Genomic DNA, 21,051 nt, shown 5'->3' with positions numbered 1-21,051 from the left:
TTGTCGCTCTTGATTGCCCTGCTTCAAATCCGGCCGAAGCCGGTCGCCGCTTAGGGCTCGGATTGTTCACGGTCGACGATTTGATGCGGTAGTCGCCTATGAGCGGTCAAAACGAACGCAGCTGGTTCGCCGATCGACCAAACGGCGAGCGCACTGTGCTTTGCTCAGACCGCCACCGAGTGCCTCGCCGTTCCCCCTTTGAAATATGTATCGAACTTGGCCGCGATGGTTCGAATGAAGGGGCGACTTTCAGTCCGTACGAGGAAACTGTCACCATCGAATTCAAGCGCTCGGGCAGGATCGTGGAGTGCGATGGACCTCGAGCGATGAAGGAGCTGCTCGCCGGCTTTGCCGAACCGCTCCACCAGGTCGACTGCCGAGAAGGCAAAATCACACATCAGCCGCTCGATGATCCAGCCACGGACGCGATCGTCGTCGGAAAGGGCAACGCCGCGGACGGCAGCCAACCCGCCATCCGCAACCATGCGCCCGTACCCGGCAGTCGAAGCCATGTTCTGCACGTAGCCTTGGCGAAAACGACCGATGGACGAAGGGCCAAGTCCGATCAGTGTCGGGCAGCGATCCTCAGTGTAGCCCTGAAAATTGCGATGCAAAACCCCTGCGCGGGCCGCTATGGCCAGCGCATCGTCGGGCTTCGCGAAATGATCGAGTCCTATTGCCTCATATCCCTTGGCGACAATTGCCCGCGCCGCGAGTTGAGATTGGGCGAAACGCTCAGTGGGACTCGGCAGCCATGCCTCGTCGATCATCGTCTGATGCTTCTTGAACCAGGGCACATGTGCGTAGCCGAACAGGGCCATCCGGTCTGGCTCCAAGGTCAGTGCCTGCGCCACCGTGGAACAGATCGTCTCGCGTGTCTGATTCGGGAGCCCGTAGAGCAGGTCCAGATTGACCGATTCGACGCCCCGCGAACGAACCCCGTCGACGACTGCCTTGGTCTGCAAAAAACTCTGCTCACGATTAATTGCTTTTTGCACTTGCGGATCGAAATCCTGCACGCCGAGGCTCGCCCGCGTTACGCCGATTTGAGCAAGTGCATCAAGGCGCGCCTTGTCCATGTCGTTGGTTTCGATTTCGATGCTGACCGTAGCATCCGGGAGAAGGTCGAAGCTGTCCCGCAAGGCCGCTCCAAGAGCAACCATATCATCGGGCCTCAGAATAGTTGGCGAACCGCCACCGAAGTGGATTGCACGGACATGTGCCTTGCCGCTCACCAGACCGGCAATCGTGACGATTTCGGCATTCAGCGAGCGCAGATAAGCGGCCACCGGCTCATATTGGTGCGTCTGCTTGGTGTGGCAGGCGCAGAACCAGCAGAGCTTGTCGCAGTAAGGAATGTGCAGGTACAGCGAGATTTCGTCGCCGCTTTCCAGCGTCTCCAACCAGCCACGGTAAATGGCAGCATCGATCCCCGAATGGAAATGCGGCGCCGTCGGATAGCTGGTGTAGCGTGGGACGTTCTCGCTGAGTTTGACAGCTATTTCCGATTGCATCTCGCGTTCACCGTGTTGCCCGCCGGAACACTGCACGCATCGCTGAAGCAGACCCTGATCTCGATCAGCCGCGCTCATGGACAAACCGCCGCAGGATTTCTCTACCCTGGATGGGTATCCTGCCGGCAGTTAGGATCGGGTAAGGCGAACGCATGACCTTTCGGCAAGACATTCATAGTTCCGGCATTCCTGTTCTTTGCTTCCCTTGCGAGGCACGGCGTCGCGGTGTCTGCGGTGCGCTCGATCCAGACAATTTGGTTGGGCTCGCCAAGACTTGCTCGCGTCGCCGGATCGAGTCAGGAATGGAGTTGACCGGCGAGGCACAGAACGTCGACAGCTACTCCAACGTGCTTTCAGGCGTGGTAAAGCTATCAAAGAGCCTGTCGGATGGGCGCCAGCAGATCGTCGGTCTCCAGTTTGCACCGGATTTTCTGGGACGTCCTTTCAAGGAGGAAAGCTCGATCAATGCGGAAGCGGCAACAGCAGTCACGCTGTGTTCGTTTCCGCGAGCGGCCGTCGAACGGATGATGAAGGCGTCACGGGAATTCGAGCATCGCCTGCTCAAACAGACGCTGAATGAACTCGATGAGGCGCGCGAGTGGATGGTGACGCTGGGGCGCAAGACAGCTCCGGAAAAGGTGGCGACTTTTCTCCTCATGATGGCCCGGAATATCGATTCCAGTCTCGATGCGGCTTCCGGGTCGGCCTCCTTCGATCTGCCGCTGACGCGTGCCGAAATGTCTGATTTCCTTGGAATCACCAGCGAGACCGTGAGCCGCCAACTGACGCGATTGCGGGCTGACGGGGTGTTTCGGATTGAGAACGCACGCCATGTGACGGTGGACAGCATAAGCCGTCTGGAGAAGCGCTGTGGCGGCGGACGCGAGCGGCCCTAAGCGGCGAGGCCATGTCGCATGACTCCGGGGCGGGCCGTGTTTGCCTTTTAATGCGATGTCGCCGCGCCTTCGACGAAGCGGCGTCACGGTTGTCGAGACAAACAGCTTTCGGGCTTTGATAGGAACGTGACCAATCGCCAGGTGTGTTTCGGCACATACCGGCGAAGCATGGTCCTTAATCTGCCACGGCTCGGCGGAACGATCGCGTTCGTTTCCAATGGGATCCGAACAACGTTTGGCAGGGCATCGGCAATAGCATCCAACGCGCGCAGAGCCTCAGCTTTCGCCTCAGCGATCGCGTCTGCGCCCGCCCAACCCAGGGAACGCCTTCCATGAGGGAGTGAGCCCGCGCTGCGTTCCTCGTTCATTCGCCACCTGCTGATTGCGCCGCACAAAATCGTGCGGCCTGACATAGATCAGGGCGAGGGGGCGGCGGCTGCGCGATTAGTGCGCTGCGGATTTGGCATCCACCAGATTCGAGATCGGGATCTGCAATGAAATTCGGCACAGAGATCGTCCTTCTAAGCGTGTTCGCTTTTGCGGCCCTGGTGGCCGCCGGCTTCGGCGTGGATGAACCTTTCCGCCGACACATGTGGGTGTTGTTCTTCGCAGTGGCTGGTTTCACTGCGATCCTGTTGCGCAACACGGAGTTCAGGCCAGCAGCTCCGATTGACCCATCCGCTTACATGGATGGTCCGATCCGCTACGGCGCGATCGCCACCGTGTTCTGGGGTGTCGTCGGCATGCTGGTCGGCGTGGTGATCGCGCTGCAGCTCGCCTACCCCGATCTCAACATCCAGCCCTGGTTCAATTTCGGTCGTTTGCGGCCGTTGCACACATCCGGTGTCGTTTTCGCCTTCGGCGGCAACGCGCTGCTTTGCACGTCTCTGTATGTCGTGCAGCGCACCTGCCGCGCGCGCCTCTTCGGCCGTGATCTCGCCTGGTTCGTCTTCTGGGGCTACCAGCTGTTCATCGTCATGGCCGCGACCGGCTACCTGCTCGGCATCACCGAGGGCCGCGAGTACGCCGAACCCGAATGGTATGTGGATGTCTGGCTGACCATCGTCTGGGTCGCCTACCTCATTCTGTTCCTTGGCACGATCCTGAAGCGCAAGGAACCGCATATCTACGTGGCCAACTGGTTCTACCTGTCGTTCATCGTGACCATCGCGATGCTGCATGTGGTCAACAACCTGTCCATACCAGTCTCGTTCCCGGGCTCCAAGAGCTACTCCGCCTTTTCAGGGGTCCAGGACGCCTTGACGCAATGGTGGTACGGCCACAACGCGGTCGGCTTCTTTCTCACCGCCGGCTTCCTCGGCATGATGTATTATTTCGTGCCCAAGCAGGCGAACCGGCCAGTCTATTCGTACCGGCTGTCGATCGTCCATTTCTGGGCTATCATCTTTCTCTACATCTGGGCCGGGCCGCATCACCTGCACTACACCGCCTTGCCCGATTGGGCGCAGACGCTCGGCATGGTGTTCTCGATCATGCTGTGGATGCCGTCCTGGGGCGGCATGATCAACGGCCTGATGACGCTGTCCGGCGCCTGGGACAAGCTGCGCACCGATCCGATCATCCGCATGATGGTGATGGCCGTCGCCTTCTATGGCATGTCGACCTTCGAAGGCCCCATCATGGCGATCCGGGCGGTCAATTCGCTGTCGCATTATACCGACTGGACCATCGGGCACGTCCATTCGGGTGCGCTCGGCTGGGTCGGCATGATCTCGTTCGGCGCGATCTACTACATGGTCCCGAAGCTCTGGAACCGTCAACGGCTCTACTCGCTGAGGCTCGTCACCTGGCACTTCTGGCTGGCGACACTCGGGATCGTCGTCTACGCCGCGGTGATGTGGGTGTCCGGCATCATGCAGGGCCTGATGTGGCGCGAATATGGCGAGCAGGGCTTCCTGGTCTACTCCTTCGCCGAAACCGTCGCCGCCATGCACCCCTACTATGTCCTGCGCGCCATCGGCGGCGCCATGTACCTCTCCGGCGCCCTGATCATGGCCTGGAACATCACCAGGACCATCCTCGGCCACCAGCGCGAGGAGGAGCCGATGCCGAGCCCCGTCGCCATCCGACCTGCGCGATCAGGAGCCAGGTAATGGGCTTGATGGACAAACACGCAATCATCGAGAAGAACGCCACGCTTCTTCTCGTTGGCTCGCTGCTCGTGGTGACGGTCGGCGGCATCGTCGAGATCGCGCCTCTCTTCTATCTCGACAACACGATCGAGAAGGTGGAAGGCATGCGCCCCTATTCGCCGCTCGAACTTGTCGGGCGCAACATCTATATGCGCGAGGGCTGCTACCTCTGTCATAGCCAGATGATCAGGCCGTTCCGCGACGAAGTTGAGCGCTATGGCCACTACAGCCTGGCTGCCGAGTCCATGTACGATCACCCCTTCCAGTGGGGATCGAAGCGCACCGGGCCGGATCTCGCCAGAGTTGGCGACCGCTACTCGAATGCATGGCATGTCGCGCATCTTACCGACCCGCGCTCGGTGGTGCCGGAATCGATCATGCCGAGCTATGGGTTCCTGAAAGACACGCCGATCGACGTGAAGGATTTCTCGACGCATCTGGTCGCCAACAGGCTTGTAGCCGTCCCTTACACCGATGACATGATCGCCCACGCCAATGCGGATCTGGCGGCGCAGGCCGATCCCAATGCCGACACATCAGGCCTTGAGGCGCGTTACCCAAAAGCCAAGATCGGCGACTTCGACGGCAACCCGCAACAGGTCACCGAAATGGATGCCCTGCTCGCCTACCTGCAGATGCTTGGCACACTGGTCGACTTCAAAAATTACGACGAAGCCGCCGGCTACCGCTGAGGAGAACGCTGATGACCTACAATTTGATGCGGGCGTTTGCCGACAGCTGGGGCCTGGTTGCGATGGCGCTGTTCTTCGTGGGGTGCATCGCCTTTGCCCTACGCCCCGGCAGCCGAAGGCTGGCCGACGAAGCGGCCCGCATTCCGCTCGAGGACGAGTGATCATGAGCGACGAGCATATCGATGAAATCTCTGGCGTCTCGACCACCGGCCACGAATGGGATGGTATCCGGGAGCTGAACAACCCGCTTCCCAGATGGTGGGTTATCACTTTTTACGTCACCATTGTCTGGGCGATAGGCTACACCATTGCCTATCCAGCATGGCCTCTGTTGCACTCGGCGACAACGGGTGTGCTCGGCTATTCCAGCCGCAACGAGGTCAGGAACGAGCTGACCGCGGCTGAGGCCGCCAAGGGCAAATATATCTCGGCGGTGGAGTCCAAGAGCGTCTCGGAAATCGCCGCGGACGACGGCCTGCGCGAATTCGCAATCGCCGCCGGTGGCGCCGCTTTCAAGGTCAATTGCGTACAATGTCATGGCTCCGGCGCCCAGGGTTCCAAGGGCTTTCCCAATCTCAACGACGACGACTGGCTGTGGGGCGGCAAGGCCGAGCAGATCCAGCAGACGATTACGCACGGCATCCGCTTCGCATCCGATCCGGACACGCGCCTGTCGGAAATGCCGGCCTTCGGCGACATCATTACCGCCGACCAGATCGCACAAGTCAGCGCCTACGTGGCCAGCCTTTCCGGCAAGGTCCGCGATGCAAGTCTGATCCAACCCGGCGCCAAGGTCTTTGCCGAGAATTGCGTGGCCTGTCACGGCGACAATGCAAAAGGCAACAGGGAATTCGGCGCCCCCGACCTGACCGATGCGATCTGGCTCTATGGATCCGGTGAGACAGCCATCGCCGCACAGGTCCGTGCGCCAAAACAGGGCGTCATGCCGGCCTGGGTTGGCCGTCTCGGCGAGATCAAGGTCAAGGAACTTGCAGTTTATGTCCATTCGCTTGGCGGCGGAGAATAGGAATGGAAGGTCCTATTCTTCGGTCCCCCCTGCCAAGCGGACGAGGCCCGGCGTGAGCCGGGCCTCGACACCATCCCTAATGCGATCTGCACAACCCGGCAAGGCTATCCTACGGCGAGGCTTTACGACAGGTGCCCCTGACATTGGCTGGGAAAGTGGAGTTGCACATGCGTGACAAGACGCAGTTGACAGGGCTCGAAACAGAAACTGTCAATTCCGCCAAAACCCGCAAGCCGCTTTATGCCGCGCGTCAAAAGATCTTTCCGAAGCGCGCCTCGGGCAACTTTCGTCGCTTCAAATGGCTGGTGATGACGATCACACTTGGCATCTATTACCTGGCTGCGTGGCTGCCTTGGGCTCGCGGTCCATTTGCCCCGGACCAGGCAGTCCTGCTCGATCTCGCGAACCGGCGCTTCTACTTCTTCTTCATCGAGATATGGCCCCAGGAATTCTTCTATGTGGCCGGCCTCCTGGTCATGGCGGGCGTCGGTCTTTTCCTGATCACCTCGACTGTCGGCCGTGCCTGGTGCGGCTATGCATGCCCTCAGACGGTGTGGGTCGATCTGTTCCTCGTCGTCGAACGTGCGATAGAGGGCGACCGTAACGCTCGCATGAAACTCGATGCAGGCCCCTGGACCGCCCGCAAGCTGATGCTGCGCTTATCGAAGCACGCCGTCTGGCTGGTCATCGGTGCGGCGACCGGCGGCGCCTGGATTTTCTATTTTGCCGATGCGCCGACGCTGGTTGGCGAACTCTTCACCGGCACCGCGCCACCCGTCGCCTACATCACTGTCGCCGTGCTGACGGCTACCACCTACACGTTCGGCGGTCTGATGCGCGAGCAGGTCTGCACCTACATGTGCCCATGGCCGCGCATCCAGGCAGCGATGCTCGACGAAAGTTCTCTCACCGTCACCTACAATGACTGGCGCGGCGAACCGCGTTCTCGCCACGCCAAGAAGGTCCTTGCCGCAGGGCTGCCGGTCGGTGACTGCGTCGACTGCAATGCCTGCGTCGCGGTCTGCCCGATGGGGATCGACATCCGCGATGGCCAGCAGATGGAATGCATCACCTGCGCGCTGTGCATAGACGCCTGCGACGGGGTCATGGACAAGCTCGGCAAGGAGCGCGGGCTGATCTCCTATGCGACACTGTCCGACTACAACGCCAACATGATGCTGGCGACCGCGGGCGGCTCCAGTTCAGTCAACCCGTCGCAGGTCAGGACCGCTGATGGCCTGTTCTCCGACAAGGTGGCGCATTTCCATATCCGCAAGATCTTTCGGCCACGCACCTACGTCTACATGGGTATCTGGTCGCTGATCGGCCTGGGTCTGCTCTATTCGCTGCTGACGCGCGATCGGCTCGAAGTCAACGTGCTGCATGATCGCAATCCGCAATTTGTCACGCTGTCCGACGGCTCGATCCGCAACGGCTACACCGTCAAGCTGCTCAACATGATCCCCGAGCCAAGGACGATCGTTGTCGCGATTCAAGGCTTGCAGGGCGCCGAGATGAGCGTGGTCGGCGACGACATCCCGGAAGGCCGTTCTTTTGCCATTCCGGTCGAACCCGACCGCCTGAAAATGCTGAAGGTCTTCGTGCGCCAGCCGGCGGATCAAATCCAGGGCACAGCGCAGACCTTCAAGTTCCGTGTCGAGGACAAGGCGAGCTTCGAGGCGGACGAATACACCGCCACCTTCAACGCGCCGGAGACTGCCAGATGACCGCTAACGCTGAAAAACCCCGCGTATTCACCGGCAGGCACATGCTGGCCATCATCCTAGCCTTTTTCGGGGTGGTCATCGCGGTCAATCTGACGATGGCAACGCTCGCCAACACGAGCTGGACCGGCCTTGTCGTCGAAAACACCTATGTGGCGAGCCAGCAGTTCAACAAGAAGGCCGAGGAGGGGCGGGCGCAGGCAGCGCTCGGCTGGACCGGCAAGCTGACCATCGCATGGGGCGAGGTCCGCTATAGCCTTACCGACGCCGTCGGCAAGCCGATTGCCTTGCATGGCGTCAAGGTGCTGTTTCGCCATCCCGCCTACGAGAAAGAGGACAAGGCGGTCAACCTCGCCCTCGCCTCCGGCCAGGAATTCGCAGCCCAGCACATGCCGAAGGATGGCGTCTGGATCGTCGAAGTCGACGCTGACGCCGGTCTGGCCGAGCCCTACCGCGAAGTCCGCAGGATCATGATTTCCCATGGAGCGCTGAAATGAGTTGTTGTGCACCGGGCGCCGAAATGGCGCTTGATCTGGGCAGCACCACGTCGGTCCTGCCGTCTAGTCAAGAGATCAGGCTGGCGAGCCGATCGCTTGGAGATGATCTCCGCCAAACCGATCTTTCGGTGCCGAGCGTTCATTGCGCAGCTTGTATCCAGACGATCGAGACGGCGTTGGGAACGCTCGATCGCGTCGAGAGCGCCCGCGTCAACCTGTCGACGAAACGGGTCTCGGTCCGCTGGCGTGGCGACGAGGTTCCACCGTTCGTCGCCGCGCTTGGACGGCTCGGCTACCAGGCGCATCTCTTCGCCCCCGAGATTGATGAAAAGGACAGGACGCTTTCGGAGTTGATCCGCGCCGTCGCGGTTGCCGGGTTCGCGGCGGGCAATATCATGCTGCTTTCGGTCTCTGTCTGGTCCGGGGCCGAAGGGGCTACCCGCGACCTGTTTCACTGGGTCTCCGCATTGATCGCCATCCCAGCGCTCGCCTTCGCCGGCGGCATCTTCTTCCGCTCGGCCTGGAATGCACTGCGCCACGGCCGCATGAACATGGACGTGCCGATCGCGGTCGGAGTGTCGCTCGCTTACGCCATGAGCCTCTATGAGACGATCAACCATGGCGACCACGCCTATTTCGACGCGTCGGTTTCGCTGCTTTTTTTCCTTTTGATCGGCAGGACGCTGGATCACGTGATGCGCGAACGTGCCCGCACCGCGGTGAAAGGCCTGTCGCAGCTGGCCGCACGCGGCGCCATGGTGCTGCGCGGCGATGGCGCGCGCGACTATCTGCCGGTTGGCGAGATCGAACCGGGGATGCAGCTGCTGATCGCGGCCGGTGAAAGGATCCCCGTCGACGGCAAGATCATCCACGGAGCGTCTGATCTCGACTGCTCGCTGGCCTCAGGCGAAAGCGCGCCGAAAAACGTGGCGCCGGGCGAAGCCGTGCAGGCCGGCGTGCTCAATCTTACCGGCCCGCTGACGATCGAGGCGACCGCCGCCGCGAAGGATTCGTTCCTCGCCGAAATGGTTCGGCTGATGGAAGCCGCAGAGGGCGGTCGCGCGCACTATCGCCGCATCGCTGATCGCGTGTCGGCACTCTACGCGCCCGTGGTTCATCTCACCGCCTTCGTGACATTCCTGGGTTGGATGGCGGCGACGGGCGACTGGCACCGGGCGATGACGATCGCCATTGCCGTTCTGATCATCACCTGCCCGTGCGCGCTCGGCCTCGCCGTACCGATCGTTCAGGTGGTCGCCGCGCGGCGTCTGTTCGAGAACGGCATCATGGTCAAGGACGGTTCGGCCATGGAGCGCCTGGCGACGATTGATAACGCAGTGTTCGACAAGACCGGAACGCTCACGCTCGGACAACCCCGGCTCCTCAATGCATCGTCGATCGATCCGGCCATGCTGGCAATCGCGGCAGACATGGCCGCGCACTCGCGTCACCCGTTTTCAAAGGCCATAACCGGCTTTGCCGCTCCTGGCGGGCAACACAAATTCGATGCCGTCACAGAGCATCCGGGGTTCGGGATCGAAGCCACTGTCGCCGGAAGCATCTGGCGGCTGGGTCGACGCGGATGGGCTGGATGGAAGGCCCGGACCGGTGGTGAAGGCAACCATGGCTATGGCGGAACGGTGCTGACAAAAGACGGGTTCATTGTCGCGACCTTCGATTTCGAGGATGCGCTGCGCGCCGACGCGGCGGCGGCGATCAAGCGATTGAACGATACTGGGGTGTCGATGCAAATGCTGTCGGGCGATACCGCAGGTGCCTGCGGTGAAGTTGCAAGAATGCTGGGTGTCGAGGACTTCGTTCCGTGCCTGCTGCCGTCGGGCAAGGTCGAGCGCATCGAGACCCTGGCGAAAGACGGACACAAGGTTCTGATGGTTGGCGACGGCCTCAACGACACGCCGGCGCTGAGCGCGGCGCATGTCTCGATCGCTCCGGCCACCGCCGCCGACATTGGCCGCAATGCCGCCGACTTCGTATTCCTGCGCGAAAGCCTTCTGGCAGTGCCTCTCGCGCTGGACGTCTCGCGCAAGGCGGGACACCTGATCCGCCAGAACATCGCGATTGCGATCGTCTACAATGCCGTCGCCGTGCCGATCGCCATCCTGGGCCACGCCACGCCTTTGTTAGCGGCGATTGCCATGTCTGCCTCATCGGTGCTTGTTATTGGAAACGCATTGCGCTTGCACGGCTTCGGGGCGAATGCGACGCTGCAAGTTATTCAAAAAGTCGGACGCTCCGCAGTCAGCTATTCGGCATAATCCTCGTGACGACGTTGCTCTATCTCATACCAGTGGCCCTTTTTCTGGGTGCACTGGGTGTGTCCGGCTTCGTCTGGGCATTGCGAAGCGGTCAATACGAAGATCTCGACGGAGCCGCCGAGCGGATACTAATTGATCGGGACGACAAACCGGAACGCTGATTTCAATCCGCTGTGCATAAGATGCGCGGATCGCGCTCGTCAGTCGAGCCGGCTCGGTCGGGAACAAGCTGTCCATGCTCCATGCTCCATGCTCCATGCTCCATGACCATCTTGACCTAAGCTGCACACTACATTTGTGAAAAGCCTCTGTCGTGCGAAGGACTGCCTCCCATTGCACCCAGTATGAGGCGTGTGATGCCACGAGAGTACCTCGCGTGGCCGGACGAGAGCTTGGCAATGTGCGCACGGGTTCCAAAGTGGAACGTCACGGTCGATCACCTGACCGTGAACCGCCAGTGCCGATTGGTCATGTCTGGCTGATCCAGATCAGGGTCATACTCATCGGCGTGGTCTATTGACCAGTCTTCGACGGAGAAATGCATGACTTACGGAAAGATTGGTCGTCATTATCAGCACCTTCACGGTTCTGGGTTTTCTGTCGTGTGGTCGGCCATGCCTTGTGCTTACGGCGCAGCCATTAGCTGACCGGCGTCGTGTGTATCTCGCTTGCTGGCTGACCATCCGCGTGGCTGCGCGGACAGGGGGCCGATCAACAGCTTTCGCCTTTGATGGGTTGTGTGCGTCGTTGCCGATCCATCCCGATTCCCGGCCCGCGCCTTGAGGCTATGCGACGGTACCGGAACCCAGCGCACGTCACGCGGTTCCGCGCGCGTGGTGTCCGCTCGTCACGACGATGAACGAACAAGCGGCTGGAGTACCATGAACACCGTACACATCATCGACTGCCACAATGCAAATGACTACTTCGCCGACAGGCAAGAGGGACCGATCGTGCAGCACTTGTTAAAGGCTGTCAACATCCGCGCGGAGCTCCACATGGCGTTGAACCGAACGAAATTTGGTGAGGCTGTAGTACGAGCGATGGAGGCGGAGTGCGACGTGCTTCACATCGCCGGGCACGGCAATGGTGACGGGATCGCTTCGTCCAGTGGGCGAAGTGGCCTTCTTTGGGCTGACTTCGTAAAAATGTTCCAGGGCTCGCATCCAGCGCCGAAGATCCTCGTGATGTCAACGTGCTGCGGAGCATCATCGGGGTTGGGACGTGCGTTTTCGAAATCGATCAACCGTCCGAAGTTGATCATTGGTTCGAGTGACGCGCGCTATTTCGACGACTATGTCGCCGCGTGGGCTTTGCTCTATCGGCGACTGAATTGCAAGGACATCGACATCGAAGCCATGCAGCAGGTTCTTGATGAGATATGCGCGGTCGTGGATAAAAGTTTCCGCTACCTTGGCTGGGATGACGAGAGAGAGCGCTACGTTCGATACCCTCACCCTCGCAAGAGAGCCCGCTTCGACGTCGTGGAGCGTGAGTAGTATGCGCAAGGGTTCCAGGTGGAATGTGGCGATCGATGCGGCGCGGCCGTCGCTGACCAGCGTCGCGAGTGTCTCGCTTGCTGGCGGCGATCTGCGCGGCTGCGCGGCGAAAGGGCGGGATCGGTTAGCCGCATCCACCTCTGAGCGCTTTGAGTGCTTCGTTGCCGATCGATGCGAATCTCCCGGCCCAGCGCCTTTAGGCAATGCGGCGGGCACGGAGCTCATGTCACTCGGCTCAGTTCCACCGTTACACGAGGATAGGCGACCGGATGGCGGCACGCTGATGGGCTCTGACGATAATTTTGACATCGTTGTCGTTGGAGCCGGCCCGGTCGGCCTTTCGTTCGCTGCGTCGCTTGCCCAAAGCGAACTCAAGGTGGCAGTTGTTGAACAGAACACATTCGATAGTCTGGCGAATCCGGCTTTCGATGGTCGCGAAATCGCGCTGACCAACGCTTCGATCAGAACCCTTCGCGAGCTCGGCGCCTGGGATGTCATCCCGGCTTCGGACAAATCAGCACTTCAAGGCGCGCGCGTGCTCAACGGCTCGAGCGCATTCGCTCTTCGTTTCGATCCTCCCAGCAACTCTGGAGAACCGCTGGGGGTTTTGGTTCCAAATTGCCGGATCCGCGAGGCGCTGTTCAAAATCGTCCGCTTGCAGGATCGCGCCCGGCTGTTGTGCGGCCACTCGGTCGTCGATGCAACAAACAGCCAAGAAGGAGCAGTCGTAACGCTCTCTAATGGCGCGCGTTTAACTGCTCGGCTGGTTGTTGCCGCGGATTCGCGTTTGTCCGCCACGCGTGATCTGCTAGGCATCGGCGCCGATATCAACCGGCTTGGCCACTCGATGCTGATTTGCCGAGTGAGGCACGAGCGCGCCCACCACCAGATCGCCATCGAATGGTTCGATCACCATCAGACGATAGCGATATTGCCCCTCGCGGAGGGCATGTCGTCGCTGCTGCTCACATCGCGCTCAAACGAGGCCTATAGACTGCTTGCCTTCGATGATGATTTGTTCCTGTCGGAGTTGACGAAACGGTGTCGAGGGCGCCTTGGAAAAATGACCTTGGCAAGCAAGCGCCACACCTATCCGCTGGTCACGACCTGGGCGCACAAATTCCGGGCGCCGAGCGCCGCACTCATCGGCGACGCTGCCATCGGCATGCACCCGGTGACCGCTCACGGATTCAACATCGGTCTCAGCAGCCAGAAGCAACTCGCCCGTGGAATCATGACTGCGTGCCGCGACGGCCGCAATGTTGGCGACCCCGACATGCTGCATATATACGAAAGGCGGCTGCGCCTGTCGGCGGCGCCGCTCTACCATGCAACGAACATATTGGTTGGACTCTACTCCAGAGACCACCTGGCGGCACGGCTTGCAAGGCATCTGGGGCTTCGCTTTGCCCAACATGTTCCCCTTGTCCGGCATGGGATTTCGGCGGAGCTCCAGCGGTGATACTGCACCAGCAGTCGCATTTTTGCGCGTGCTGGGCGAGCGATGAGAGAGTGCATGATGCACCGGAGTAATCCTGCTCCCCGACGCTGATCTCCGATTGAAGAATTAACCCGTCCTTCAGGGGGGCTGCATAGGCTGCGGACAAGCAGGAGTAAGCAAGCTGACCCGTCCAGCCTTGGAAAAAGAAGATCCGCTGGAGGCGAGAATCCTTCAGGACCAGCTCGCTGATCTGAGGGCAGGCCTTTTCGTCTCAATGCCGATAAGCATTGTGCTGTCCGGGCTGATTTTGACCGTGCAGGCCCTTTCCGGGAACGGTCTTGCTGGCGCGGCCTGGTTTTCGGTCGTTAATGCGATAAATGCCGCCCGCCTTGCACTCGCCCGTCATCAGCTGAAGGAACCCGGAGTCCAGGATGATCTGACACGGGTTTGGCTGCGGCTTCGCTGGTTTGGCAGGCTTGCTCTTCTGGCGGGATTCACCTGGTCATTCCTTGCCGTCCTAACGGCTGGATACACGACGTCTCAAGCATCGCTGCATCTAATAATTCTGGCGGGCATTTCAGCTGGCGCGGTCACGTACGGCAGCTCATATGCTGCGGCAGCGATATGCTTCATCACACCGCCACTCCTCATTGCCGCCGCATGTTTGCTGACGAAGGGAGCCCCGGAAAACTACATTCTGGCTTTTGCCGTCCTGCTTTTCGAGGGCGGCCTGGTTCGATCCTCGTTCGTTGGACAAGCGCGCTTCCGTGACGCGAGCCGCCTGAGACATCAAGCCGAGCGGCTTGCCGCGGAAATGGAGCGCAATTCCAGGGAGGACCATCTTACCGCGCTCCTCAACAGGCGGGGCCTCGAACATGCAATCGATCAGTTTGAGAACACCGATGGACCCTTTGTGGCCATGCTGATTGATCTGGACGGGTTCAAATCTGTCAACGATACCTACGGTCACAGAACGGGTGACGAGCTGCTTGCCAGGATCGCCCGCCGAATAGAGGAAGAAGCACCGGAGGGCTCAACGCTCGCCCGCATCGGTGGGGATGAATTCGTGCTGGTTTTTTCTTCGCGAAAGAATTCTCCTTCTCCCACCAATCTCGCGTCCAATCTCATAGCCAAGCTTGCTCGCCCCTATCCTGGGATCGCATCAGTCCGCATTGGAGCGTCTATAGGAATCTACTTGGCTGAAAACCCCGGACTAACGGAAATGTTGTTGCGGGCCGACATCGCCCTTTACACAGCTAAGCGCCGCGGCAGGAATGAATTTTGTCTGTTCGATGCCGAGCTAGCCCGGGAGTTGCAACGCCGCCAGTCAATCGAACGCGATCTTCATTCGGCGATAACGATGAGAAGCTTGGTCGCTTGGTTTCAGCCAATCGTAAGACTCGAAACTGAAGCCGTCGTCAGTTTTGAAGCCTTGCTAAGATGGTCTCACCCGCTTCACGGTCCCATTTCTCCGCCCGAGATCATGACAGCGGCACGCGAAACTGGAATGCTTCAGCTGCTAACTCAAACGGTATTCGCCGACTGTTGCGCTCTTATCGAGGGCTTGGTCAAAGCTGACCGTCGTGATGTTCGTGTGGCGATGAATGTTTCACCGTGCGAGTTGGAAGCTGGCGATATTGACGAGATGATTCTTAATGGTCTGGCGGCAAAAGACCTCCCTGCAACGATGTTCGACATCGAGATTACCGAAGAAGCCCCAGTGGATCCGGACAGAGTGGATGAAAAGCTCGCCCGGCTTTCACATGCTGGCATTTCTATCGCGCTCGATGACTTCGGCACCGGTTTTTCGACGTTGGCATCGCTCAAGGACAGTCGGATCAGGAAGGTGAAAATAGATCAGGGCTTCGTTCGCGGCTTAGCCAAGTCCCGGGAGAATCGGCTGCTTGTCAAAGCGGTGATTGATCTTGGTAGGACGCTCGGGATCGAGGTCATGGCCGAGGGCGTTGAAACAGAGGCAGATCGGCAAACTCTGTACAAGCTTGGCTGCAGAACCGCGCAGGGCTTCCTGTTCTCTAAGGCAGTGCCTCTCCATTTGGCACTTGATTCGGTAGTAAAAGAGCACGCGAAGGAGTTGTGACCGGCCTCTCCGTCCGTGCTGCTCGCGGAACTTTCATGTGGGGTGGACCTGACGCGCGAAAGCCGTTTCGGACGGTAGAGTTATTACGGGGGCGAAACTGAGCACGTGGTTTGGATAGCAGCAATCCGGTCCACCGGCGCACATGCAGCGGCTTCATACAAGCGTTCAAGTTGCGAGATGAGCTTGAGTGAACGACGTCGGAGAATTGCGTCCTTTGGACGCTGGTTTCGCGGTTCCCGTAGGATTCGATTACGGGAAGCGTTCTTGGCTGCTTCTCGGCTCAGCGCTCATCGGGATGAACAACGTACCCGCGGTCAAGGTCTTCGCGACCTCAACCCAGTCACCATCCCGCAACAGCAGCGGTCGGGTCCTGATCAAGCGCTCAGCCTCAGCACAGGTGCTGGAGCAACGGTAGAGCGCGGAAAACGTGTATCGGAATGCGCTGGCTCACCATAGGAAGCTGCCACGGCATGTCGAATGTCCCCAGGGGGCGGACCGTTCCCTTGCATTTGTCTCGATGACGGGCTCTCAAAGCTAAAGCCAAGAGAGCTTTATAAAAATCGCACCCGATCGGCTGCGCAACGACGACCAGCTGAGGCCCGATCGGGTGCTAAGGTCGTGCCAAAAAAGGCGCGTCACTGTCGCATTTCTAGCCGGCTTGCGATCGGACGTCATCTCTTGGCGATCGCTGCCCCTTCTCTCAAATGCGCTTAGCGGCGCCGATGGCGAATAGCGCAAGCTTTTCCACCCGTTTCTACTCCACTACCGAGACTCGTCACCAACCTCCTTTTATTCGCTTCCATATGGCCCATCCTGTCTCCAATCGAGGAGGAGCGCGAACATGGGCCAAGCCGTAGAACGTCTCAGTCTCGGGAATTCTTCTGCTCGCCAAACTGCCGTTGTCGCCGGCACCATATTTGGCAGGGTGACAGTGCACGACAAGATATCAGGCGTTCTTGTCTGGGCTGAACTATGCTTGCAAGCCATAACCCAAAAATCGCCGATCCCTTTGAATTCGAGCCGGATGAATGGGTGTTTCAAAATTTTTGGCGGTTTTAGGCAGAACCCTCCGATGGCCCGCGTACCGGTCAAGCTTCGTGAGCACTTTAGGTTCGTCGATCAGGCATAGGTTTCTTTCCCATGCCACATGCTGGCCGTTTGCCTAGTTCGGAAGCCCTCGAGAGGCGTTGCTCGTCTTGGTATGGCGTCGCCCCTTTTTCCGATCCATCGGCCACGGAGCTAGAATGGTGTCTAGCTGTTGCCGCCTACTTGGTCATCCGGCATGGAGATGCCTATATACCGACCTTCGAAAGGCTGGAATACGAGGTCGAACAAATGCGGCGGAAGCTCGGAAATCGCGAGCGAGCGCAGCGCGTGCTGGCCACGCTCAACCTAAATGGCTCGGACAGCTGGAGCCGTGAGGTTGGTTCTCAAGGCCTGGATGGCGCCGCAATCACATTCGCCCGGGCGGGGTAAAAGCGATTTTTTGGAGCCACTCGCGCTTTTGCGCTAACGAAGGTCCCGCGCCGTATTTGGGCCGGATCCATTTGTGGCCCATCAGAGAAGCAATTACCTTCTCCGGCGCCTCAACTGCCGTCAGCCGGTCCTCGAAAGTGTGTCGCAGGCTATAAAGACTATGCTCGGAAGTCGGCAGAAGTTCCTTGCTGGCGAGCACCTTGTTGACGAGCGCTGAAAGTGACGCGGCCTTGTCGCGATAACGAGGAAAGCCGTCCGGATGGAGCTTGATGGCTGCAAGTGCGCCGCCAACCAAGGGAATGTCACGGGCTGAATGACCGGTCTTCAAGCGACGGCCATTGGGGCGCACCCGCACATGCGGGATTTCTCGATCGAGGTGGATTGTTTCGGTGGTGAGGTTTGCCGCTTCAGAAAGCCTGAGCCCGGTATCGGCAATCACATAGATTAGATGGCGGGCTTCGTCATTGAGTCCGTCGAGCGCGCCTTCAGCGAGTATCTTCTCCTGAATGAACTCCGCTGTGAACGCAGCGCGTTGCCCGGGGACGGCGCCGGAAAGACGCAGGTTTCGAAAAACCGGCTCCAGCTTGAGCTGGTGAGTCAGATCGACGACGCGCAGCATTTTCGAAACATGGCCGATGTCCTTGTTGGCCGTACCGATATCAAGTCCATCCTCAACGATCCGCTTTTGCCACCACTCGCGGAACGCGATTGCGTCGTCCCGAGTGAGGCTTGCGATCTCCTTGTCGCCAATGACTCCAACCAGATTGGCAACTGCGCGCTTTTTGGGGTTACGCCATTTCTTGATTTGGTTGGGCGACATGGTCAGCAAGTTCTGTTGCTCGATCGTCTCGAATTCCTTGATAAGACCGCTCAGGCGGACCGCTGGCCGCTTCTCCCCACCCATGACGGCCGAGACGTCCTGCGCGTCCTCGATCGATTTTTTGTCGAGGAGCAGCTTGATACGGGCCATGAGTTCGTCGAGCGGCCCCGCTGCTAGTTCCTCGTTAGTGCGATAGGCCAATCCAAATGACCGCGCGCGCTTCCTCGCGGCTTCGAAACGCAGCCCCGCCTCGGCGGATTGGCCTTCCCGCAGTCTACGCCAATACGCCTCCAGCCCCGCGCCGAGGCTTTGCACTGCATCTCGCGCCCGTACACCGCGGGGATCGTCAGCCACGGCGACGCCCGTGGAAATGCGTACTAGGCAGCGGCGATCAAACGCCGCGAATTCCTTCGGCACCCTGCGGACGAGATACCAGATGCCTTCACGTTTATGCGGCTTTGGCGCTGCGGAACGTCGCATTATCTTTCTCTAATGTTACACAGTTTGTTACACAGTCTAAGATATGTTTCGCTTCGTGCTGGTCAAGCGCAACAAGGAAGCTTTTGAAAGGAAAGGATTTTTATGGAAGCTAAATGGCGGAGAGGGAGGGATTCGAACCCCCGATACCCTTGCGAGTATGCCGCATTTCGAGTGCGGTGCATTCGACCACTCTGCCACCTCTCCGCGAGGTCATGGTCGGCCGTTGCCGGCGCGGCGCACTAGATAACGGCTGACCGCCGCAGTTACAAGGCCCTAGTCGACCGATTTCCCGCTTCTTGAAAAAGCGTCGGCGAGGCGACGGACCGGCGCGCGGCCCGCGGCATGCTCAGGAGCAAGGGCCGCTCGCCTTGACTTCCTTGCGACCTTCGGTTAGGGACAGCCCGCATCCGGCGTGGGGCTTCTCCGCGCCGCTTGTTTTTTGAACCCGCAGACTGACAAAAAGACGGCCGAACCGCCTAAAGCGGTTCATCGAGGCCGACCGAACAGCGAAAGGCAAAAAATGTTCGCAGTCATCAAAACGGGCGGCAAGCAGTATCGCGTCGCCGCCAACGATCTGCTCAAGATCGAGAAAGTCGAAGCCAAGGTCGGCGAGATCGTCGAGATCGGCACTGTTCTCGCGCATGGCGAGGGTGAGAATGTCACCTTCGGCGCGCCGTTCGTCGATGGCGCTCTGGTCACGGCGGAAGTCGTCGAGCAGGGCAAGAACCGCACCGTCATCGCTTTCAAGAAGCGCCGCCGCCAGAATTCGCGCCGCAAGATCGGCCACCGCCAGCTTCTGACCACCGTCCGGATCTCCGAGATCCTGCTGGGCGGCGCCAAGCCGTCGAAGAAGGCCACCGCCAAGGCTGAGGCCAAGGCGCCCGAAGCCAAGGCAGACGTCGCCGCCGAGGCGAAGGCCGAAGCCGCTCCGAAGGAGGCCAAGGCCAAGAAGGAAGCCAAGGCAGAGGCCGCCCCCAAGGAAGCTCCCGCCAGCGAAGAGGCCAAGGCCGCGCCGCTGTTCAAGGCACCGAAGGGCGAGCCGGACGATTTGACCGTGATCAAGGGCATCGGTCCCGTCGCGGCGAAGGATCTCGCCGAGCAGGGCATCGTCACCTTTGCGCAGCTGGCCAAGCTGACCGAGAAGGATGTCGCCAAGATCGACGAGCACATGCCGTTCAGCGCCGACCAGATCAAGGATTGGCGCGAGCAGGCCAAGGAGCTGGCGAAAAAGAAGTAAGGACGGTCGGCGATAATCGTCGCCGGTACGCACTTGAAACGGAACGCGAACGCGTTCATAAGACCATTCAAGCGCCTCAGGGCGCATCGGAGTTAGTTAGATGGCACACAAGAAAGCTGGCGGTTCGTCGCGCAACGGTCGCGATTCGCACTCCAAGCGTCTCGGCGTGAAAAAGTTCGGTGGCGAAGCCGTCGTCGCCGGCAACATCATCATTCGTCAGCGCGGCACGCAATGGCATCCGGGCACCAACGTTGGCATGGGCACGGACCACACCCTTTTTGCGCTCGAAGCCGGCGCAGTCACCTTCAACAAAAAAGCCAACGGCCGAACCTACGTCTCGGTAAACCCGATCACCAAAGCAGCGGAGTAGCCGGTTCCGCACCATAACACCGGCGCCCATCTCGGGAACCGGTGTCTGGCCAGGCCAGGAAAAGGATCAGGAGAGATGGGCTTCCATGTCTCCTTTTTCATTTTTCTTTGCCCTGGAGGACTAAAATGGTTGCCGAAGCGGAAGACACCGAAGACGAAAGTTACGCGATCGATTGCCCGGTGCTCGCCACCGAGCGCCTGGTCATGCGCGCTCCGCGCGAGAGCGATCTCGCGCAACTCGTCGCTCTGGCCGACAACCGTCACGTCGCCGAAATGCTGGCCCGCATGCCGCATCCTTACGGCGAAGCCGAGGCCCGCGCCTTCCTCGCCATGGCCTCGTCGCGCCGCGCCGGCATCGCCTATGCGCTGACGCTCGCCGGCACCGGCACTTTCGTCGGCTGCGCGGGGTTGAATACCACCGATCGCGGGCTGGAGCTGGGCTACTGGATCGGCGAGCCTTACTGGAAGCGCGGCTATGCGACCGAGGCGGCGCACGCGCTGGTCGACCTTGCTTTCCAGAAGACCTCGATCCAGGTGCTGCATGCCTCGACCAGGGTCATCAATCCGGCATCGCGCCGCGTCATCCACAAGTGCGGCTTTCAGTATGCCGGCCAGGGCATGCTGAACTCGATCGTCGCCGGCCAGGTGCCGGTCGAGCGCTACCGGCTGGACCGCAAGACCTGGACGAGCCTGCGCAACTGGGTGCACTTCTAGGCATGTTGAAATTCAGGTGAAGCCGGCCTGCAAATGACGGTTTCCTGCGCTTCCGGTGCTCGCGTACTTTCAGTACGCTCCGCTCCGGTTCTCGGAAGCCGTCATTTTCGGCTCAGCCTGACCTGAATAGCAACACGC

Annotated in this window: 17 protein-coding genes and 1 tRNA gene; 15 read left to right on the top strand and 3 right to left on the bottom strand. The window is 60.0% G+C overall.

Features of this window, described 5'->3' with window-relative positions; translation table 11 throughout:
- Window positions 1–164: 164 nt before the first annotated feature.
- On the bottom strand, window positions 165–1,514 hold the full coding sequence (gene hemN, locus EOD29_RS16975) for an oxygen-independent coproporphyrinogen III oxidase (RefSeq protein WP_063169226.1): 1,350 nt from the start codon (window positions 1,512–1,514) through the stop codon (window positions 165–167).
- A 152-nt stretch (window positions 1,515–1,666) separates the two neighbouring features.
- On the opposite strand from hemN, the gene EOD29_RS16970 reads away from it, so the two are divergent.
- The 12 genes from EOD29_RS16970 to EOD29_RS16915 all read left to right on the top strand — a co-directional run bounded on the left by EOD29_RS16970 (window position 1,667) and on the right by EOD29_RS16915 (window position 15,817).
- Window positions 1,667–2,410 carry a Crp/Fnr family transcriptional regulator gene (locus EOD29_RS16970; RefSeq protein WP_127247246.1) on the top strand — a complete coding sequence of 248 codons (744 nt, stop codon included), beginning with the start codon at window positions 1,667–1,669 and terminating at the stop codon, window positions 2,408–2,410.
- 494 nt (window positions 2,411–2,904) lie between these two features.
- Entirely contained in the window at window positions 2,905–4,524 is a 1,620-nt protein-coding gene (gene ccoN / locus EOD29_RS16965) for a cytochrome-c oxidase, cbb3-type subunit I (protein ID WP_063169225.1), read from the top strand.
- A complete protein-coding gene (ccoO, locus tag EOD29_RS16960) occupies window positions 4,524–5,255 on the top strand; it encodes a cytochrome-c oxidase, cbb3-type subunit II (RefSeq protein ID WP_063169224.1) in 732 nt (243 codons plus the stop codon). The genes ccoN and ccoO overlap by 1 nt, the downstream gene beginning before the upstream one ends.
- An 11-nt stretch (window positions 5,256–5,266) precedes the next feature.
- Entirely contained in the window at window positions 5,267–5,416 is a 150-nt protein-coding gene (locus EOD29_RS16955; RefSeq protein ID WP_024502864.1) for a cbb3-type cytochrome c oxidase subunit 3, read from the top strand.
- Between the two features lie 2 nt (window positions 5,417–5,418).
- Window positions 5,419–6,282 (top strand): cytochrome-c oxidase, cbb3-type subunit III, encoded by an 864-nt coding sequence (ccoP, locus tag EOD29_RS16950; RefSeq protein ID WP_063169223.1) that lies wholly within the window; start codon window positions 5,419–5,421, stop codon window positions 6,280–6,282.
- Between the two features lie 167 nt (window positions 6,283–6,449).
- Entirely contained in the window at window positions 6,450–8,009 is a 1,560-nt protein-coding gene (ccoG, locus tag EOD29_RS16945; protein WP_063169222.1) for a cytochrome c oxidase accessory protein CcoG, read from the top strand.
- Window positions 8,006–8,503 carry a FixH family protein gene (locus EOD29_RS16940; protein ID WP_063169221.1) on the top strand — a complete coding sequence of 166 codons (498 nt, stop codon included), beginning with the start codon at window positions 8,006–8,008 and terminating at the stop codon, window positions 8,501–8,503. Before ccoG ends, EOD29_RS16940 begins: the two co-directional genes overlap by 4 nt.
- Window positions 8,500–10,779: a cation-translocating P-type ATPase gene (locus tag EOD29_RS16935; protein ID WP_063169220.1), complete on the top strand. Its 2,280-nt coding sequence runs from the start codon at window positions 8,500–8,502 to the stop codon at window positions 10,777–10,779. Before EOD29_RS16940 ends, EOD29_RS16935 begins: the two co-directional genes overlap by 4 nt.
- Before the next feature lie 5 nt (window positions 10,780–10,784).
- Window positions 10,785–10,940 (top strand): cbb3-type cytochrome oxidase assembly protein CcoS, encoded by a 156-nt coding sequence (gene ccoS, locus EOD29_RS16930; protein WP_081714250.1) that lies wholly within the window; start codon window positions 10,785–10,787, stop codon window positions 10,938–10,940.
- A gap of 720 nt (window positions 10,941–11,660) precedes the next feature.
- Window positions 11,661–12,278 (top strand): hypothetical protein, encoded by a 618-nt coding sequence (locus EOD29_RS16925; RefSeq protein WP_127247245.1) that lies wholly within the window; start codon window positions 11,661–11,663, stop codon window positions 12,276–12,278.
- Window positions 12,279–12,558: 280 nt separating this feature from the next.
- Window positions 12,559–13,740 carry a 5-demethoxyubiquinol-8 5-hydroxylase UbiM gene (ubiM, locus tag EOD29_RS16920; RefSeq protein ID WP_206520473.1) on the top strand — a complete coding sequence of 394 codons (1,182 nt, stop codon included), beginning with the start codon at window positions 12,559–12,561 and terminating at the stop codon, window positions 13,738–13,740.
- Window positions 13,741–13,915: 175 nt separating this feature from the next.
- The gene (locus EOD29_RS16915; protein WP_082826564.1) at window positions 13,916–15,817 is read left to right on the top strand and encodes an EAL domain-containing protein; all 1,902 of its coding nucleotides are present in this window, start codon (window positions 13,916–13,918) and stop codon (window positions 15,815–15,817) included.
- Between the two features lie 1,453 nt (window positions 15,818–17,270).
- On the opposite strand, the gene EOD29_RS16910 is transcribed toward EOD29_RS16915, so the two are convergent.
- Both EOD29_RS16910 and EOD29_RS16905 read right to left on the bottom strand, forming a co-directional pair.
- Window positions 17,271–18,593 carry an integrase gene (locus EOD29_RS16910; protein WP_063169217.1) on the bottom strand — a complete coding sequence of 441 codons (1,323 nt, stop codon included), beginning with the start codon at window positions 18,591–18,593 and terminating at the stop codon, window positions 17,271–17,273.
- A gap of 114 nt (window positions 18,594–18,707) precedes the next feature.
- Window positions 18,708–18,797 (bottom strand) — tRNA-Ser (locus EOD29_RS16905).
- Between the two features lie 316 nt (window positions 18,798–19,113).
- Between EOD29_RS16905 and rplU the strand changes: the two genes are divergently transcribed.
- The 3 genes from rplU to EOD29_RS16890 all read left to right on the top strand — a co-directional run bounded on the left by rplU (window position 19,114) and on the right by EOD29_RS16890 (window position 20,913).
- Complete coding sequence (gene rplU, locus EOD29_RS16900) at window positions 19,114–19,830, top strand: 50S ribosomal protein L21 (RefSeq protein ID WP_067001574.1); 717 nt, start codon at window positions 19,114–19,116, stop codon at window positions 19,828–19,830.
- A gap of 100 nt (window positions 19,831–19,930) precedes the next feature.
- Entirely contained in the window at window positions 19,931–20,200 is a 270-nt protein-coding gene (gene rpmA / locus EOD29_RS16895) for a 50S ribosomal protein L27 (protein WP_040991608.1), read from the top strand.
- Window positions 20,201–20,325: 125 nt separating this feature from the next.
- Complete coding sequence (locus tag EOD29_RS16890; protein WP_067001577.1) at window positions 20,326–20,913, top strand: GNAT family protein; 588 nt, start codon at window positions 20,326–20,328, stop codon at window positions 20,911–20,913.
- Window positions 20,914–21,051 lie beyond the last annotated feature (138 nt).

The sequence above is a fragment of the Mesorhizobium sp. M1A.T.Ca.IN.004.03.1.1 genome (genome assembly GCF_003997555.1).
Lineage (GTDB): Bacteria > Pseudomonadota > Alphaproteobacteria > Rhizobiales > Rhizobiaceae > Mesorhizobium.
This window is presented reverse-complemented; position numbering and strand designations above follow the sequence as displayed.